The organism is Mycolicibacterium wolinskyi str. Jessa 2025, from assembly GCF_049241375.1.
In the GTDB taxonomy this organism is placed as follows: Bacteria; Actinomycetota; Actinomycetes; order Mycobacteriales; family Mycobacteriaceae; genus Mycobacterium; species Mycobacterium wolinskyi.
In genome coordinates this window covers 868,913-885,917 of the sequence record NZ_CP185960.1, presented here as the reverse complement: position 1 = coordinate 885,917, position 17,005 = coordinate 868,913, and the positions used below count along the sequence as shown (strand labels likewise).

The following is a 17,005-nucleotide window of genomic DNA, read 5'->3' as shown; positions in this document are numbered from 1 at the left end:
GTTCCCGAGTAGGTTGACCGTAACCGCTAGTTACTCGCCAGTAGGGAGGGTCAGCCATGCCCGCTCCGTCCGCCGCGGAATTCGCCCGGCTCCGCAAGCTCGTCGCGATCGAAGACGTCGATGCCCGCCAGTCGAGATCGATCGAGGAGGTCTTCACCGGCCGCGAGCTGACCACCATCCCGGTCGGCACCGCCGAGGACGTCACGGCCGCCTTCGCCAAGGCCCGCGCCGCCCAGGTGGCCTGGGCCAAGCGGCCGGTCAGGGAGCGGTGCGCGATCATCGAGCGGTTCCGCGAACTCGTCGCCAAGAATCGCGACTTCCTGATGGACGTGGCCCAGGCCGAGACCGGCAAGGCCCGCTCGGCCGCGCAGGAAGAGCTCGTCGACATCATGCTGAACTCGCGCTACTACGCGCGGCAGGCCGCAAAGCTGCTGGCACCCAAGCGGGTTCAGGGCCTGCTCCCGGGCGTGGTCAAGACCGTCGTCAACCACCACCCCAAAGGCGTGGTCGGCGTCATCTCACCGTGGAACTACCCCATGACTCTGTCGATCTCGGATTCGATTCCGGCCCTGCTCGCCGGCAACGCCGTCGTCGTGAAGCCCGACAGCCAGACGCCGTACTGCACCCTCGCCAATGCCGAACTGCTGTATGAGGCGGGTCTGCCCCGCGACCTGTTCGCGGTCGTGCCCGGTCCGGGGTCGGTCGTGGGCACCGCGATCGTGGAGAACTGCGATTACCTGATGTTCACCGGCTCCACGGCCACCGGGCGGTCACTGGCCGAGCAGTGCGGGCGGCGGCTGATCGGCTTCTCCGCCGAGCTCGGCGGCAAGAACCCGATGATTGTCGCGAAGGGCGCCAACCTCGATGTCGCCGCGAAAGCCGCGACCCGGGCGTGCTTCTCCAACGCCGGCCAGCTGTGCATCTCGATCGAACGCATCTACGTCGAGCGCGACATCGCCGACGAGTTCACCGCGAAGTTCGGCGAGCAGGTCCGCAACATGAAGCTGTCGCCGGCCTACGACTTCACCGCCGACATGGGCAGCCTGATCTCCGAGGACCAGGTCAAGACCGTATCGGGTCATGTCGACGACGCAAAGGTCAAGGGCGCCAAGGTGATCGCGGGCGGCAACGCCCGGCCTGACATCGGGCCGCTGTTCTACGAGCCGACGGTGCTGTCGGGCGTCACCGACGAGATGGAATGCGCACGAAACGAAACCTTCGGCCCGCTCGTCTCGATCTACCCGGTCGATTCGGTCGACGAGGCCATCGAGAAGGCCAATGACACCGAATACGGGCTCAACGCCAGCGTGTGGGCGGCCAGCAAGGCCGAAGGTGAGGCCATCGCGACCCGGATCAACTCCGGCACCGTCAATGTCGACGAGGGTTACGCACTCGCGTTCGGCAGCACCGCGGCGCCGATGGGCGGCATGAAAGCCTCCGGCGTCGGCCGCAGGCACGGGGTCGACGGCATCCTCAAATACACCGAATCCCAAACGGTCTCGACGGCTCGCGTCCTCAATCTCGATCCGCCGCTGGGTATATCGCAGACGTTGTGGCAGAAGGCCCTCACGCCGATGATCCAGGCCGTGCAGAAACTGCCCGGGCGGTGAGCACGGTCGAACGCAGCACACCGCCGCTCGCCGGCGACGAACGCGCCACGCTGGAGAGCTGGCTCGACTTCTACCGCGCGACCCTCGCGGCGAAGTGTGCCGGACTGTCCGAGCAGCAGTTGCGCACGGCCTCGGTGCCGCCGTCCCCGTTGACCCTCATGGGCATCGTGCAGCACGAGACCGAGGTCGAGCGGAACTGGTTCCGCCGGGTGCTGATCGGTGAAGAGGTGCCGTCGATCTACGGTCCCCGCTCGACGGAAGGCCATGACGGCGGCTTCGATCCCGCCATCGACATCGACTTCGAAACCGCATACGCCCGATGGCAATCCGAGATCGAGCAGTCGAAAGCCAACTGCGCAGGCCGCGCGCTCGACGACACGAGCCCGTTCATGGGCAGCGAGGTGACCCTGCGCTGGATCTACACCCACATGATCGCCGAATACGCCCGCCATTGCGGGCACGCCGATCTCATCCGCGAAAGCATCGACGGCGCGACCGGCGTGTGAACCTCAGCTTCCCGCGATACCGTCCAGCCGCTTGGTGGCTTGCTCGAACCCGGCCACGAGTTCGCCGATGATGTCGGCGACCGGGCGGATCTCGTTCATGCGGCCGACGATCTGGCCCACCGGCATCGAGACGGTGTCAGGGTTGTTCGACTCGTTCATGCGCTGGTGCGCCTCGCTGACGAGGATGTTCTGCAGCGGCATCGGCAGCGGCTCAGGCGCGTCCGGGGCATCCCAGGCGTCGGTCCACTTGGTCTTCAGCAGCCGGGCCGGCTTGCCGGTGTAGATCTTGCGGCGCACGGTGTCGGCGGTGCCTGCCCGCAGCAGCGCCTCCTGGATCGTGGAGGTCCCACCGGGCAGCCGGTGACCGAGGTCGTACTCGGCCGAGGTCAGGAACGCTGAGCCCATCCACACCCCCGACGCGCCGAGCGCGAGCGCCGCCGCGACCTGCTTGCCGGTGCCGATGCCGCCCGCCGCCAGCACAGGCGCCTTACCGTCAAGGGCGTCAACGATTTCCGGCCACAGGACCATCGAGCCGATCTCACCGGTGTGCCCGCCGGCCTCATGCCCCTGCGCGACGACGATGTCCACGCCGTTCTCGACGTGGCGCAGCGCGTGCTTGGCGCTGCCTGCCAGTGCCGCGACCGGGACACCGGCCGCGTGCGCCTGCTCGATGACGTCGTTGGGTGGTGACCCCAGCGCGTTGGCGATCAGTTTGATCGGATGCTTGAGCGCGACCTCGACATGGCTGCGGGCCACCGAGTGCAGCCAGCCCAGCACGCCCTCGTTGCGTTCCTCGTCCTCGGGAAGCGGCGGAACACCGAGATCGGCAAGGGTTTTCGCGACGAAGTCGCGATGGCTCTGCGGGATAAGTTTGTTGATGTCGACGGCCGTGCCCTCGGTCGGCACCTTGGCGGGCATGACCACGTCGACGCCGTAGGGCTTGCCGTCGGTGTTGGCGTCCATCCACTGCAGGACGTTCTCGAGGTCGTCGGCGTCGTTGAACCGCACGCAGCCGAGCACGCCGAGCCCGCCGGCCTTGCTGACCGCGGCGGCCACCTTCTCCGACGGGGTGAAGACGAAGATCGGGTATTCGATCCCGAACCGGTCGCAGAGTTCAGTACGCATTACGAATTCGCTCCCACGTGATTGGCGTGCACCTCATCGGCGGGGCGCTCCTCGGTGGTGTCCTTGGCCCACCGGTAGTCGGGCTTGCCCGCGGGCGAGCGCTTGACCTCGTCGACCAGCCAAAGGCTGCGCGGCACTTTGTATCCCGCGATCTCGGTGCGCACGAACGCGTCGAGCTCGGCCAGCGACGGGCGGGTGCCCTCCCTGGCCTGGACGACGGCTGCGACGTGCTGGCCGAACCGCGGATCCGGCACACCGACCACCAGCGCGTCGAACACGTCGGGATGCCCCTTGAGCGCGGCCTCGACCTCTTCGGGGTAGATCTTCTCGCCACCGGAGTTGATCGAAACCGAGCCGCGGCCCAGCATCGTCACGCTGCCGTCGGCTTCGACCTCGGCGTAGTCGCCGGGAATCGCATAGCGCACACCGTTGATCGTCTTGAACGTCTCGGCAGTCTTCTTCTCGTCCTTGAAGTAGCCGACCGGAATGTGGCCGCGCTTGGCGATCACACCGCGCACGCCCGAGCCGGGCTTGACCTCGTTGCCGTCCTCGTCGAGTACGACGGTGTTCTTGTCGATGGTCACGCGCGGACCACCGGTGTGCGACTGTCCCTTGGCGACGACGCTCGTGCCGCCGAAGCCCGTCTCCGACGATCCGATCGAGTCGGTGATGACGCGGTTGGGCAGCAGCTCGAGGAACTTCTCCTTGAGGCTCGTCGAGAACAGCGCGGCCGTGCTCGCGAGCAGGAACAGGCTCGACAGGTCGTACTCGGTGCCGTTGGCCTGCGCGGCGAGCAGCGCGTCCAGCAGCGGGCGGGCCATCGCGTCGCCCGTGAAGAACAGCAGGTTGACCTTGTGGTCGTGGATGGCCTGCCAGACCTCTTCGGCGTTGAATTCCGGTGTCAGCAGCACGGTTCCGCCGGAGAACAGTGCCATCCAGGTCGCCGACTGCGTCGCACCGTGGATCATCGGCGGGATCGGGTAGCGGATCATCGGCGGCCCGGCGGCGGCCTGCTTGGCCAGGCCGTACTCGTCGGCGACCGGTTCACCGGTCGCGAAGTCGGTCCCGCCGAACAGCACGCGGTAGATGTCCTCGTGGCGCCACATCACGCCCTTCGGGAATCCGGTGGTGCCACCGGTGTAGAGCAGGTAGATGTCGTCCTCGCTGCGCGGTCCGAAGTCGCGCTCGGGCGAGCTGTCGGCGATGGCGGAGTAGAACTCGACGCCGCCGTAGCGCTGATAATCGTCATCCGAACCGTCTTCCACGACCAGGATCGTCTTGACGTTCGGGGTCTCGGGCAGGACGTTGGCCACCCGGTCGGCGTAGCGCCGCTCGTGCACGAGCGCGACCATGTCCGAGTTGTCGAACAGATACTTCAGCTCGCCCTCGACGTAGCGGAAGTTGACGTTGACCAGAATCGCGCCGGCTTTGACGATGCCCAGCATCGCGATCACGATCTCGATGCGGTTGCGGCAATACAGGCCGACCTTGTCGTCCTTCTTGACGCCCTGCTCGATCAGGTAGTGGGCGAGGCGGTTGGCTTTCTCCTCCAACTGCCCATAGGTCAGCTGTTCGTCGCCCGAGATCAGCGCGACACGGTCAGGCACCGCGTCGATGGCGTGCTCGGCAAGATCCGCAATGTTCAGAGCCACGGAACCTAAACTAGAACGTGTTACATTTCGTGACAAGTCTGGGGTTGGAAAGCATGGAGGCAGGTACCTGTGAGCGAGGCGAAAAAGGAGCCCGACGCACTCATTGAGCAGCGCGGACACACTCTGATCCTGACGCTGAACCGGCCAGAGGCGCGCAACGCGCTTTCGACCGAGATGCTCTCGATCATGGTCGAGGCGTGGGACCGTGTCGACAACGACCCGGAGATCCGAACCTGCATCCTCACCGGAGCCGGCGGGTACTTCTGCGCGGGCATGGACCTCAAGGGCGCGACCAAGAAGCCGCCGGGCGATTCGTTCAAGGACGGCAGCTATGACCCGTCGCGCATCGACGGTCTGCTCAAGGGCCGTCGGCTCACCAAGCCACTGATCGCCGCCGTCGAGGGGCCCGCCATCGCGGGCGGCACCGAGATCCTGCAGGGCACCGACATCCGCATCGCGGGTGAGAGCGCGAAGTTCGGGATCTCCGAGGCCAAGTGGAGCCTGTACCCGATGGGCGGGTCGGCCGTCCGGCTGGTGCGCCAGATTCCCTACACCATCGCGTGCGATCTGCTGCTGACCGGACGCCACATCACCGCGGCCGAGGCGCTGTCGTACGGGCTGATCGGGTACGTCGTTCCCGACGGCACCGCGTTGGACAAGGCGCTCGAGATCGCCGAGGTGATCAACAACAACGGGCCGCTGGCCGTGCAGGCGATCCTCAAGACCATCCGCGAGACCGAGGGCATGCACGAGAACGAGGCGTTCAAGCCCGACACCGCCAACGGCATTCCGGTGTTCCTGTCCGAGGACGCCAAGGAAGGTCCGCTGGCATTCAAGGAAAAGCGCGCGCCCAAGTTCCAGATGAAGTAGCGACGATCGACTGGGGCCCTGCTCGTTCGAGCAGGGCCCCAGTGCTATCGGCTCACCAGTGCGGACGCGGCGGTGGCGGCGGTCCCCAGAACCGTGGCGGTGGTGGTGGCCGCCAGAACGGCGGTGGCGGCGGCGGTAACGGTCGCCAGAACGGCGGGGGTGGTGGAGGCGGCGGCCCCCAGAAGGGCGGCGGCGGTGGCGGAGGCGGGAAGAGCGGAGCAGGACCTAACGTCTGCAGACTGACCTGCGCCGAACCTGTGACCGGTTCCGCACTTGCAGCACCGGCCATTCCAGTCGCACCGGCCAGAATCGCGCCGCTGAGCACCACCCCGCCGATCAATCTCCGTTTAGTCATGCGTCGTGCCATGGCGTGCACCCCTTCTGTCGTCATGATCAGCGTTCCATCACAATTAGCGAGACTATCTAAATAGACTGACCGCCGGAAGGTGCCCACGCCATGCACAGCGGATACTTAACCAACTCATAGCAATTGCGGGCCTTGTAGCTTCCGTACCAACGCACGCCGGCGAACGCTCGAACGTCGCGCGACAACATGCCGAACCCGGCGGCGCCGTCAGTTTCTCGCGCGTAATTTGGCGATTGTGTCGGGGATGCTCGCGGACAAAGCCCGCGGCCTCGCGACCTGTCTGATGCATGAGCAACCCGACCGCCTGAGCCACCTCACGGGCGTCGCGGCTCGGTGCGAAGCACTCAGCGCGGCGGTCCCGCCCGCCGCGGTCGATGCGCTCGTCGCCGCCGGCTGGTTGCACGACATCGGCTATCTGCCCGTCCTCGGCCGAACCGGATTCCATCCGCTCGACGGTGCGCTGTACCTCCGCGAGCACGGCTGGCGTGACGATATCTGCGCGTTGGTCGCTCACCATTCCGGCAGCCGGTTCGTGGCCCGTGTACGCGGTCTCGACGAATCGTTGGGCGCATTCGAGTTCGTCGAAGACGAGTCGTCCGACGTGTTGACCGTCGCCGACAACACCGCCCTGCAGGACGGATCCTTCATCACCGTGTCCGAGCGGCTCCGTGAAAAGCTGGCACGCCACGGACCGAACTCGCCGGGCGCACTCGCCAATCCAGCCCGCGACGACTACATCCGTGCCGCGTCGGCTCGGGTGCGCAGTCGCCTCGCGGGCCACGGCCGCAGCGATCCATACCTCGCGTAAATGAGTGGGCAGCACGACGCGGTATCGATACCGTGCTGACCCATGTACGACCTCGAAGAGGCCATCAATGGGCGACATACGACCCGACTGTTCCTGCCGGACAAACCCGTCCCACGTGAACTCGTCGACGAAGCGCTCTCGCTCGCCATCCGCGCCCCCTCCAATTCGAACGTGCAGCCATGGAAGGTGCTGTTCACCTCAGGGGCGGCGCGCGACCGGCTGGTAGCCGCCCTGCTGACGCAGGCCCAAGCCGCTGAACCTCAAATCCCCCCACTGCCCGAGCAATTCGAGCACCACCGATTCGAGGTCGGTGCAGCATTGTTCGGCGCCCTCGGCATCGCGCGTGGGGACACCGAGGCGCGACGCACCGTGGTGCTGCGCAACTGGGAGTTCTTCCGCGCGCCGCTGGCCGGCATAGTTTGCATGCACCGCGACCTCGACTACGTCGACGCGATGGGTGTCGGGATGTTTCTGCAGACCCTGCTGCTGGCACTGACCGCCCGCGGTCTCGACACGTGCGTGCAGGTTTCCATCGCCGGGTATCCAGACGTGGTGCGCTCTCAACTCGGCATCGGCGAAGACCTGCGCATCCTGTGCGGCCTGGGCATCGGGTACGCCGACCCCGACTTCCCGGCGAATTCCGTACACACGCCACGTAATCCGGTGAGCGCCAATGTGGTGTTCATCGAGGACTGAGTATTGAGGTACTGAGGCCGGCCGCGCTCCGACGTCAGGCTCACCGAGGTGTCGTTGTGCCCGCCTAATAGCGACAAAGTCGCGGAAATCGCCTCAGGCGCAACGGCGTGAGCCCGCGATTGTCACGCTGGCGTGGCTCTCGAGGCCGACAGCCACTCTGGCGTGACAATGGGGTGGCTGGCGACGACGAGACTGCCGCGCCAGTAACGCAGTGGCGGAAAAAGACGCGTCAGATCGCCGCCTCGTTACTCACGCGGCCAAGTGTCCAAGCGGCTCAGCGACAATGTCGCTCGTAGTCGGGCACCCCGAATTACGTTGCGGGAGAGGAAATTGCGACACAAGCGACCGATGATGTCGCCGGCCTGGGGCTGAAGTGCCCAAAGGGCAACATGAGGCGATTTCCGCGACATTGTCGCTAACAGGCGGGCAGAACCACACCCACACATCTGCCGGGTCGCGGCGCCTAATCCCCCACGCGAGCCGTCGGCGTGAACACCACCGGCATGGACTCCGGCCCGCTCACGAAGTTCGCCGGACGCAACGGAACCGCGCCGTCGTCGGCAAGACGCAGGTCGGGCAAGCGCCGCAGTACCCGCTCGGTCATGAGCTTGAGCTCAAGGCGGGCCAGTTGATTCCCCAGGCAGAAGTGCGATCCGAAACCAAAAGCCATGTGACCGTTGGGGTTGCGGTCGATCCGGAAGTTGTCGGGATCACCGAACACCGCTTCATCGAAGTTGGCCGATTCGAACATCAGCATGATCTTCTCGCCGGCCTTCAACTCGGTGCCGTGGAACACGGTGTCCGCCGTCAGCGTGCGGCACATGTTCTTGACGGGCGAGGTCCAGCGCAGCATCTCCTCGATCGCGCCGGGCAGCAACTCCTCATCCGCAACAAGGGCATCCCACTGATCCCGGTGTCGCAGAAGCTGTTCGGTGCCACCCGACAACGTGTGCCGGGTGGTCTCGTCGCCGCCGATGAGGATGAGCAGCGTCTCGAAGACGATCTCGTCGTCGCTCATCCGCTGCCCCTCGACCTCGGCGTTGACCAGGATCGAGAACAGGTCGTCGGTCGGCTCGGCACGGCGTTTGGCGATCACGTCCATCGTGAAAGCCGTGTAGGCCGCGAACGTCTCCATGAGCTTCTGGATGGTCTGCTCGTCGACGTGTGACGACAGGCCGCACACGAGGTCGTCGGACCACTGCAGCAGCATTTCGCGCTCAGACGGCAGCACACCGAGCATGTCACCGATCACCGCCATGGGCAGCGGCGCGGCGATGTCGCGCACGAAGTCGCACTCGCCGCGCTCACACACGTTGTCGATCAAGGTGTCGCACAGCTTGCCGATCGAGGGCACCTTGTCCATGACGCGCTTGCGAGTGAAGCCCGCGTTGACGAGCTTGCGCCGCAACAGATGTTGTGGATCGTCCATGTCGATCATGTACGGCATTCCGGGCTGGTCGGGACGGATGCCACCGGTCGACGAGAACAGTTCGGGGTTGCGTTCAGCGTCGATGACGGCCTGATAGGTGGTGGCCGCCGCGAGCCCGTTGCGATCCCGGAACACCGGTTCGTTGGCCCGCATCCATCGGTAGGCCTCGCGAGCCCCGCCGTCCGCGTAGAACACCCCGTTCACCAGATCGACGTCCGGCTTGGTCGCGGGCAGAACCTGGGTCATGCGATCTCCTTGGCGTCGCCGAACGTCATCTGCACATTGGCAGCGGAACTGGAGATGAATGCCCGCTTGGGCAGCCCCAGCGCCGCGAGTTCCTTCGCATAGGGGTGGTCGCCGAGCGTCAGCCGCGCGCCGCCCAGCCGATATCGCACCCCGGAAAGCCGCATCTGCCCGGCGGTTTCGCGGGTGACACCGTCGAGGTGCGAGTACGTCGGGTGCACCTGGGGTTTGGAGGTGAACACCGACGGCACCCGCAGACCGGGCCGGAATTCCATGCCCACCGCGAGCCGGCCGTCGATGCTCACGTCGAACCCGAACTGGCGTCCGTCACGAACGGTGAAGTCCGCCATCACCTTTGGGTAACCCCAGATCTTGCGGCCGGCCTCCAGCGTGAAGGCCTGATCGACCGGAAGATGATGGATGAACGCACCCGCCGACTGCAGCGCACGCAACCCGGATGCAGTCGACCCGGGCGGGTTGACCATGACATTGGTCCCGTACTCGAGGTACTGGCCGAGATCGCCGTCCACGTACCGCATGAGCATCAGAATCACGACGGCCTTGCCGGGCCGGTAGCGGCACACCTGCAGGCCGCTGTAGTCGATCATCCGCTGCGCGGCGTCGGCATCCACGGAGAACATGGCCATGTGCTGGTCCGCAGTGCGGATCTGCACCGGCATGGTCACCGCCTGGCCGGCGATGGTGTGCTGGGTCACAGGCCAAATCTAGAACCTGTTCTAAACACTTTGCAAGAAGTGTCTACACGAGCGCGGCGAGCTCCTGGATCTGCTCGGCGCTGCGTCCGCTGACGACCATCGTGGTGACGCCCGCGGCCTCCCACACCTTGATCTGCTCACGCACGTAGTCGACGTCGCCGACGATCGCGGCGTCGTCGACGACCTCGTCCGGGATGACCTTGGCCGCGTCGTCCTTTCGGCCCGACCGGAACAGCGCGGTCACCTCGTCGACCACCTCGCCGTAGCCCATCCGCCGGTAGACGTCGGCGTGGAAGTTGGTGTCTTCGGCCCCCATGCCGCCCATGTAGAGCGCCAGGTAGGGCTTCATCGCGGCGAACGCGGCCGCGCGGTCCTCGGTGATGACGATGTTGGCCGTCGCGCAGATCTCGAAATCCTCGCGCGAGCGTCGCGCGCCCGGCCGCGCGAATCCCTCGTCGAGCCAGGAGTTGTAGGTGTCGGCCATGCGCGGGGTGTAGAAGATCGGCAGCCAGCCGTCACAGATTTCGGCGGCCAGCGCGACGTTCTTGGGCCCCTCGGCGCCCAGCATGATCGGGATGTCGGCCCGCAGCGGATGGGTGATCGGCTTGAGCGCCTTGCCCAGCCCGGTCGTGCCCTCGCCGGAAACCGGAAGCGGATAGTGCGGTCCGGCGCTGGTCACCGGGGCTTCGCGCGCCCACACCTGGCGGATGATGTCGATGTACTCACGCGTGCGGGCAAGCGGTTTCGGGAACTTCTGGCCGTACCAGCCCTCGACCACCTGCGGACCCGAAACACCGAGGCCGAGGATGTGGCGCCCGCCCGACAGGTGGTCCAGCGTCAGCGACGCCATCGCGCACGCGGTCGGCGTGCGGGCCGAGAGCTGCACGACCGAGGTGCCCAGCCGCATCCGGCTCGTCTCACGTCCCCACCAGGCCAGCGGGGTGAACGCATCCGACCCCCACGCCTCGGCCGTGAACACGGTGTCGAACCCGGCCGCTTCGGCCGCCGCCACCAATTCCGCGTGGTTGGCGGGCGGCTGTGCGCCCCAATATCCGAGCTGCAGTCCCAACTTCATTAGCTGTCCTCTCGACCGCTTCTTGCCACGATTCTTAGAACCTGTTCTACTCGATGTGTGACAGCCAGCCAAAGCAGCCCGGCCTCGATAGATCGCCGCGAGCCGCCACTTTCTGCGCCACTGAAACTGTCTTTTGACTACACCCGTTCAGTTGGCCCTCTGCTGAGTCAGTTCTTCACCGCCCTGCGCGAGCGCCGCATCGTCGGCGTGCGGGGTTCGGACGGGCGCGTGCATGTGCCACCCGCTGAGTATGACCCGGTGACCTACGAAGCACTGACCGAGGTCGTGCCGGTCGCGAGCGTCGGCACCGTGATGTCCTGGACCTGGCAGCCCGAGCCGCTCGAGGGCCAGCCGCTGGACCGCCCGTTCGCCTGGGCGCTGATCAAGCTCGACGGCGCCGACACCCCGATGCTGCACGCGATCGACGCGGCGGAAGGCGCGGTGAGCACCGGCATGCGGGTGCACGCGCACTGGGTCGACGAGCCCGTCGGCGCGGTCACCGACATCGCCTACTTCGTGCCCGGCGAAAACCCGGAACCCGTGCCGGACACCGCCGATGACCGCGATCCGGTGACGATGCTGGTGGTCCCGACGGCGATCGAGATCCAGCACACCGCGTCACTCCCGGAGAGCACGTTCCTGCGGGCGTTGCAGGAGGGCAAGCTTCTGGGCGCGCGCACCGTGGGCAAGAACGGCGAGAAGGGCAAGGTCTACTTCCCGCCCAAGGAAGCCGATCCCGCGACGGGCAAAGAACTCACCGAGTACGTCGAACTGCCAGACAAAGGCACGGTCACGACGTTCGCGATCATCAACATCCCGTTCGCCGGGCAGCGCATCAAGCCGCCCTACGTCGCGGCGTACGTGCTGCTCGACGGTGCTGACATCCCGTTCTTGCATCTGGTGACCGAGATCGACGCATCCGAGGTCCGGATGGGCATGCGTGTGGAAGCGGTGTGGAAGCCCCAGGAGGAATGGGGTCTCGGCATCGACAACATCTCGCACTTCCGGCCGACGGGTGAGCCCGACGCCGACTACGACACCTACAAGCACCACCTGTAAAGGGATTTCGCAATGACTTCGGGGTCAAACAGACAAGTTGCAGTGGTGGGCTTCGCGCACGCCCCGCATGTTCGCCGCACCGACGGCACGACCAACGGCGTCGAGATGCTGATGCCGTGTTTTCATCAACTCTACGAAGAGCTCGGCCTGCAGCAGACCGACATCGGCTTCTGGTGCTCCGGCTCGTCGGATTACCTTGCCGGCCGGGCGTTCTCGTTCATCTCGGCGATCGACTCGATCGGCGCGGTACCGCCCATCAACGAATCGCATGTGGAGATGGACGCCGCGTGGGCGCTGTACGAGGCCTACATCAAGATCCTGACCGGTGAGGTCGAGACCGCGCTGGTGTACGGGTTCGGCAAGTCGTCGGCCGGCATCCTGCGCCGCGTACTGTCCCTGCAGACCGACCCGTACACGGTGGCGCCGTTGTGGCCCGACGCCGTGTCGATGGCGGGGCTGCAGGCCCGCTTCGGGCTGGACGCCGGGAAGTGGACGGCCGAGGAGATGGCCCAGGTCGCGCTGGATTCCTTCGCCGTATCGGAACGAACCGACAGCGAGAAGCCGGCGAAGACGATCGAGGAACTGCTGGACCGGCCGTTCTTCGCCGATCCGCTGCGCCGCCACGACATTGCACCGATCGCCGACGGCGCGTCGGCGATCGTGCTGGCCGCCGGCGACCGGGCCCGCGAACTGCGGGAGAACCCGGCCTGGATAACGGGATTCGAGCATCGCATCGAGACCCCGGTCTTGGGTGCCCGCGATCTGACGACGTCGCCCTCGACCGCCGCCTCGGCACAGGCGGCAACCGGCGGCGACACCGGTTCCATCGAGGTCGCCGAGCTCTACGCGCCGTTCACCCACCAGCAGCTGATCCTCACCGAGGCGATTGGCCTTGGCGAATCGACCAAGATCAATCCGTCGGGTGGGGTGCTGGCCGCCAACCCGATGTTCTCGGCGGGACTCGAACGGATCGGCTTCGCCGCACAGCACATATTCGACGGATCAGCGGGGCGCGTGTTGGCTCATGCCACGAGTGGCGCTGCGCTGCAACAGAATCTGGTTGCAGTCCTGGAGGGCAAGTGATGGCTCAGAAAGCCGCGGTACTCGGTACCGGACAGACGAAGTATGTGGCCAAGCGCCAGGACGTTTCCATGAACGGTCTGGTGCGCGAGGCCATCGACCGGGCGCTGGCCGACGCAGGCGCCACGATGGCCGACATCGACGCCGTTGTGGTCGGCAAGGCGCCGGACTTCTTCGAGGGCGTGATGATGCCCGAGTTGTTCATGGCCGACGCCGTCGGTGCGACGAACAAGCCGCTGATCCGCGTGCACACCGCCGGTTCGGTGGGCGGGTCGACGGCCGTGGTCGCCTCGAGCCTGGTGAAGTCGGGCAAGTACCGCCGGGTGCTCACCATGGCCTGGGAGAAGCAGTCCGAGTCGAATGCCATGTGGGCCCTGAGCATTCCGGTGCCGTTCACCAAGCCGGTCGGTGCGGGTGCGGGCGGTTATTTCGCCCCGCATGTACGCGCCTACATCCGTCGCTCGGGTGCGCCGAACCACATCGGCGCGATGGTCGCGGTCAAGGACCGGCTCAACGGGGCCAAGAACCCGCTCGCGCATCTGCATCAGCCCGACATCACGCTCGAGAAGGTGATGGCGTCGCAGATGTTGTGGGATCCCATTCGTTTCGACGAGACCTGCCCGTCCTCGGACGGCGCGGCCGCCATGGTGATCGGTGACGAGCAGGCCGCGGACGCCCGCGTCGCCGAAGGCCACCCGGTCGCCTGGATCCACGCGACCGCGCTGCGCACCGAACCGCTCGCCTACTCCGGGCGCGACCAAGTCAACCCGCAGGCCGGGCGCGACGCCGCGGCCGCGCTGTGGCGCGATGCCGGCATCACGAGCCCGATCGACGAGATCGACGTCGGCGAAGTCTACGTGCCGTTCTCGTGGTTCGAGCCGATGTGGCTGGAGAACTTGGGCTTCGCCCCCGAGGGTGAGGGCTGGAAGCTGACCGAGGCCGGCGAAACCGCGATCGGCGGGCGCATCCCGTTCAACCCGTCCGGCGGCGTGCTGAGCTCGAACCCGATCGGCGCCTCCGGCATGATCCGGTTCGCCGAATCGGCCATCCAGGTGATGGGCAAGGCCGGCGACCATCAGGTGCCCGGTGCCCGCAAGGCACTCGGTCACGCGTATGGCGGTGGCTCGCAGTACTACTCGATGTGGGTCGTCTCGTCCGACAAACCGGGCAAGCCATGAGCCGCATGAAGTACACCGTCAGCGTGGCCATGGGCCCGGTCGAGGAATTGGTGGATCTCGCCAGAACCGCCGAAGAGGTCGGGTTCGATTCCATCGCACTGCCGGATTCGCTGTTCTACATGGAGAAGCAGGCCGCGGACTATCCGTACACCCCGGACGGTTCGCGCATGTGGAATGCCGATACACCGTGGGTGGATCCGCTGATCGCCGCGGCCGCGATGGGTGCGGTCACCTCGACGCTGCGCTTCTACACCAACGTCATGAAACTGGGCTCGCGTAATCCGCTGTTGCTGGCCCGCCAGGTCGGCTCGGTCGCGAATCTGACCGGGAACCGGTTCGGCTTCGGCGTCGGGATCGGCTGGGCGCCTGAGGAGTTCGAGTGGTGCGGCCAGCCCTATGCGAAACGCGGCGCGCGCGTCGACGAGATGATCGAGGTGATCAAGCTCGTCCTCGGCGGTGGCATGGTCGAATTCCACGGCGAGTTCTACGATTTCGAACGGCTGCAGATGAGTCCGGCACCGAGTGAGCCGGTGCCGTTCTACGTGGGTGGCCACACCCCCGTTGCGCTCAAGCGCGCGGCACGGGTCGGCGACGGCTGGACGAGCGCGATGATGACGGGCGCACAACTGGCCGAGACCGTATCCGCGCTCAACAAGCTGCGAGCCGAATATGGCAGGGCCGACGAGGCTTTCGAGTTCCAGGCGGTGTGCATCGACAAGTTCGGGGTGGACGGCCACCGCGAACTGGCCGCAGCGGGCATCACCGACAACATCGTGATCCCGTGGATCTTCGACGGCCTCGGTTTCGACGCGCCGCTGGAGAAGAAGAAGGATTCGATGAAGCGGTTCGCCGACACCTACATCCATTCGGGCTGGCAGGACTGACATGCCCATCACCGATCCCCAGCACCCAGCTCACCTGGCCGGCAAGCGCTCCCGCGCGGCGGTGGCCGCGCGGGACAAGGAGGCCTGGCTCTCGGTGTTCGCCGACGACGCGGTCGTCGAAGACCCCATCGGCCCGTCGTTCTTCGATCCGGACGGCACGGGGCATCGCGGCAAGGAGGCGATTGCGGCGTTCTGGGACAAGGCGATCGCGCCGACCGACAAGTTGGAGTTCAACTTCGTCGACACGTTCCAGTGCGGCAACGAGGAAGCCAACGTCGGCAGCATCGTCACCACGATGGGCGGACATCGGATCACCACCGAAGGGGTGTTCACGTATCGCGTCGACGAAGCGGGAAAGATGATCGCGCTGCGCGCGTTCTGGGAGGTGGACCGGGCCGCCGCGACCGCCGAGCCGGTCTAGGCGTCGGGCAGCGCCTCCAGCCCGCGCAGGTACCGCTCGGCCAGGTCGCGGTAGGCCTGCGGGTTCGAATCGACCCACATCTCGGCGCCGGTACCGGCGATCGGGCCCCGAACCTTCGCGGGTGAACCCGTGACGAGCACCTCGTCGGGGATCTTGGTACCGCCGACGACGAGCGAGTGCGCCGCGATCAGACTGCGACGCCCGATCACGGCGCCGTCGAGCACTGTGCAGTGGTTGGCGATCAGCGCTTCGGCCCCGACATGTACGCCATGCACGACGCACATGTGCGCGATCGTCGCGCGCGGCCCGATGTCGACGGGCACCCCCGGCGGGGCGTGCAGCACCGAGCCGTCCTGCACATTGGCGCCCTCCCGGATCACGATCGGCGCGAAGTCAGCGCGCAGCACCGTGTTGAACCACACCGAGGCGCCCGCCTCGATCGTGACGTCACCGATCAGCGTGGCGGTCGGGGCCACGAACGCGGTCGAGTCGACTTTCGGCGTATGACCCTCGAACGAGTACAACGGCATCGTTCACATATACCGCAGCTAGCGCGGTCGCATCGCCGCGGCGCGTACGGTAACCAGTAACTATGTCGTTCACGTCAGCCGGTCGGCTGAAGTCCCTGCTCACCACCGCACTCGCTGCTGTCGTCGTCGTCTCTGCCGGCGCCTGCGACGCAACCCAGACCCCGCCCGCGAGCGCCCCAGCCCCGGGACTGCCCGCGGCGGCACCGACGACGACATCACCGAAACCGCAGGCTTCCGATTACAGCCACCTGCTGCTGCAGGCCGAGGACGTCAGCATTCCGCCGAACACCTTCACCGCACGTTCGACGACGGTCAATCCCGACGGCCAGGACGGGGCCAGCGCGCTGTTCGTGAACGCCGACGACACCCGGGCCATCGCGGACACCATCCTCATCTACCCGGACGTCGCGACGGCGTCGGCGACCCTGCGTCAGGCCTCGGCAGCCGTGAGCACGATCGTGACCGGCGGGCCGCCTCAGCCCGTCCCCGTCGGCACCGGCGGGACCGTGATATCCGGCACTGCCCCGGACGGGTCAAAGGCCGTCACGCTGTTGATGTTCACGCAGGGCCGAGCGTTGGTGCGGCTCGAATTCGACAGCACTCCGCAGGATCCGGTGTCGCCGCAAACGGTGGCCAGCGTGGGCCGCATGCAGCAGATCGCGCTGCGGATCGGCCTTCCCGAGCGGGAGTAACCGCCACCAGTCGTGGGTATGCCGCAGGTCACGTGGCTCGCGTTGCCAGACCTGACCCGAAAAC

17 protein-coding genes are annotated in these 17,005 nt (G+C 66.4%); 11 read left to right on the top strand and 6 right to left on the bottom strand.

Annotated elements, in window-relative coordinates; genetic code table 11:
* The first annotated feature begins 56 nt into the window (after positions 1–56).
* Both ACOI2T_RS04310 and ACOI2T_RS04305 read left to right on the top strand, forming a co-directional pair.
* Positions 57–1,610 (top strand): succinic semialdehyde dehydrogenase, encoded by a 1,554-nt coding sequence (locus tag ACOI2T_RS04310; protein WP_409503930.1) that lies wholly within the window; start codon positions 57–59, stop codon positions 1,608–1,610.
* Positions 1,607–2,116, top strand: a complete 510-nt coding sequence (locus ACOI2T_RS04305; protein ID WP_409503931.1) for a DinB family protein — start codon at positions 1,607–1,609, stop codon at positions 2,114–2,116. Before ACOI2T_RS04310 ends, ACOI2T_RS04305 begins: the two co-directional genes overlap by 4 nt.
* Before the next feature lie 3 nt (positions 2,117–2,119).
* On the opposite strand, the gene ACOI2T_RS04300 is transcribed toward ACOI2T_RS04305, so the two are convergent.
* Positions 2,120–3,241, bottom strand: coding sequence for an NAD(P)H-dependent flavin oxidoreductase (locus ACOI2T_RS04300; RefSeq protein ID WP_409503932.1), 1,122 nt, complete (start codon positions 3,239–3,241; stop codon positions 2,120–2,122).
* The gene (locus tag ACOI2T_RS04295; RefSeq protein ID WP_409503933.1) at positions 3,241–4,893 is read right to left on the bottom strand and encodes a medium/long-chain-fatty-acid--CoA/3-oxocholest-4-en-26-oate--CoA ligase; all 1,653 of its coding nucleotides are present in this window, start codon (positions 4,891–4,893) and stop codon (positions 3,241–3,243) included. Before ACOI2T_RS04295 ends, ACOI2T_RS04300 begins: the two co-directional genes overlap by 1 nt.
* A 69-nt stretch (positions 4,894–4,962) precedes the next feature.
* On the opposite strand from ACOI2T_RS04295, the gene ACOI2T_RS04290 reads away from it, so the two are divergent.
* The 3 genes from ACOI2T_RS04290 to ACOI2T_RS04280 all read left to right on the top strand — a co-directional run bounded on the left by ACOI2T_RS04290 (position 4,963) and on the right by ACOI2T_RS04280 (position 7,634).
* The gene (locus tag ACOI2T_RS04290; RefSeq protein WP_409503934.1) at positions 4,963–5,763 is read left to right on the top strand and encodes a crotonase/enoyl-CoA hydratase family protein; all 801 of its coding nucleotides are present in this window, start codon (positions 4,963–4,965) and stop codon (positions 5,761–5,763) included.
* A 611-nt stretch (positions 5,764–6,374) separates the two neighbouring features.
* Positions 6,375–6,938, top strand: a complete 564-nt coding sequence (locus tag ACOI2T_RS04285; protein ID WP_409503935.1) for an HD domain-containing protein — start codon at positions 6,375–6,377, stop codon at positions 6,936–6,938.
* A gap of 42 nt (positions 6,939–6,980) precedes the next feature.
* Positions 6,981–7,634: a nitroreductase gene (locus tag ACOI2T_RS04280; RefSeq protein ID WP_409503936.1), complete on the top strand. Its 654-nt coding sequence runs from the start codon at positions 6,981–6,983 to the stop codon at positions 7,632–7,634.
* Between the two features lie 463 nt (positions 7,635–8,097).
* Here ACOI2T_RS04280 and ACOI2T_RS04275 read toward each other — a convergent pair whose 3' ends face one another.
* Genes ACOI2T_RS04275 through ACOI2T_RS04265 form a run of 3 tightly spaced genes read right to left on the bottom strand, consistent with a single transcriptional unit; the run spans position 8,098 to position 11,097 of the window.
* A complete protein-coding gene (locus ACOI2T_RS04275) occupies positions 8,098–9,309 on the bottom strand; it encodes a cytochrome P450 (RefSeq protein ID WP_409503937.1) in 1,212 nt (403 codons plus the stop codon).
* Positions 9,306–10,022 (bottom strand): acetoacetate decarboxylase family protein, encoded by a 717-nt coding sequence (locus ACOI2T_RS04270; RefSeq protein WP_409503938.1) that lies wholly within the window; start codon positions 10,020–10,022, stop codon positions 9,306–9,308. The genes ACOI2T_RS04275 and ACOI2T_RS04270 overlap by 4 nt, the downstream gene beginning before the upstream one ends.
* 43 nt (positions 10,023–10,065) lie before the next feature.
* On the bottom strand, positions 10,066–11,097 hold the full coding sequence (locus ACOI2T_RS04265) for an LLM class F420-dependent oxidoreductase (RefSeq protein ID WP_085142312.1): 1,032 nt from the start codon (positions 11,095–11,097) through the stop codon (positions 10,066–10,068).
* Between the two features lie 57 nt (positions 11,098–11,154).
* On the opposite strand from ACOI2T_RS04265, the gene ACOI2T_RS04260 reads away from it, so the two are divergent.
* Genes ACOI2T_RS04260 through ACOI2T_RS04240 form a run of 5 tightly spaced genes read left to right on the top strand, consistent with a single transcriptional unit; the run spans position 11,155 to position 15,719 of the window.
* Entirely contained in the window at positions 11,155–12,156 is a 1,002-nt protein-coding gene (locus tag ACOI2T_RS04260) for a Zn-ribbon domain-containing OB-fold protein (protein ID WP_409503939.1), read from the top strand.
* A gap of 12 nt (positions 12,157–12,168) precedes the next feature.
* A complete protein-coding gene (locus tag ACOI2T_RS04255) occupies positions 12,169–13,239 on the top strand; it encodes a thiolase family protein (RefSeq protein WP_067846802.1) in 1,071 nt (356 codons plus the stop codon).
* On the top strand, positions 13,239–14,414 hold the full coding sequence (locus ACOI2T_RS04250) for a thiolase family protein (protein WP_067846804.1): 1,176 nt from the start codon (positions 13,239–13,241) through the stop codon (positions 14,412–14,414). The genes ACOI2T_RS04255 and ACOI2T_RS04250 overlap by 1 nt, the downstream gene beginning before the upstream one ends.
* 5 nt (positions 14,415–14,419) lie before the next feature.
* Positions 14,420–15,298 (top strand): TIGR03619 family F420-dependent LLM class oxidoreductase, encoded by an 879-nt coding sequence (locus tag ACOI2T_RS04245; protein ID WP_409503940.1) that lies wholly within the window; start codon positions 14,420–14,422, stop codon positions 15,296–15,298.
* A gap of 1 nt (position 15,299) precedes the next feature.
* On the top strand, positions 15,300–15,719 hold the full coding sequence (locus ACOI2T_RS04240) for a nuclear transport factor 2 family protein (RefSeq protein WP_409503941.1): 420 nt from the start codon (positions 15,300–15,302) through the stop codon (positions 15,717–15,719).
* Here ACOI2T_RS04240 and ACOI2T_RS04235 read toward each other — a convergent pair.
* Positions 15,716–16,249: a gamma carbonic anhydrase family protein gene (locus ACOI2T_RS04235; RefSeq protein WP_409503942.1), complete on the bottom strand. Its 534-nt coding sequence runs from the start codon at positions 16,247–16,249 to the stop codon at positions 15,716–15,718. The two genes, ACOI2T_RS04240 and ACOI2T_RS04235, sit on opposite strands and share 4 nt — an antisense overlap.
* A gap of 62 nt (positions 16,250–16,311) precedes the next feature.
* Between ACOI2T_RS04235 and ACOI2T_RS04230 the strand changes: the two genes are divergently transcribed.
* Positions 16,312–16,941: a hypothetical protein gene (locus tag ACOI2T_RS04230; protein ID WP_409503943.1), complete on the top strand. Its 630-nt coding sequence runs from the start codon at positions 16,312–16,314 to the stop codon at positions 16,939–16,941.
* The last annotated feature ends 64 nt before the right edge of the window (positions 16,942–17,005 follow it).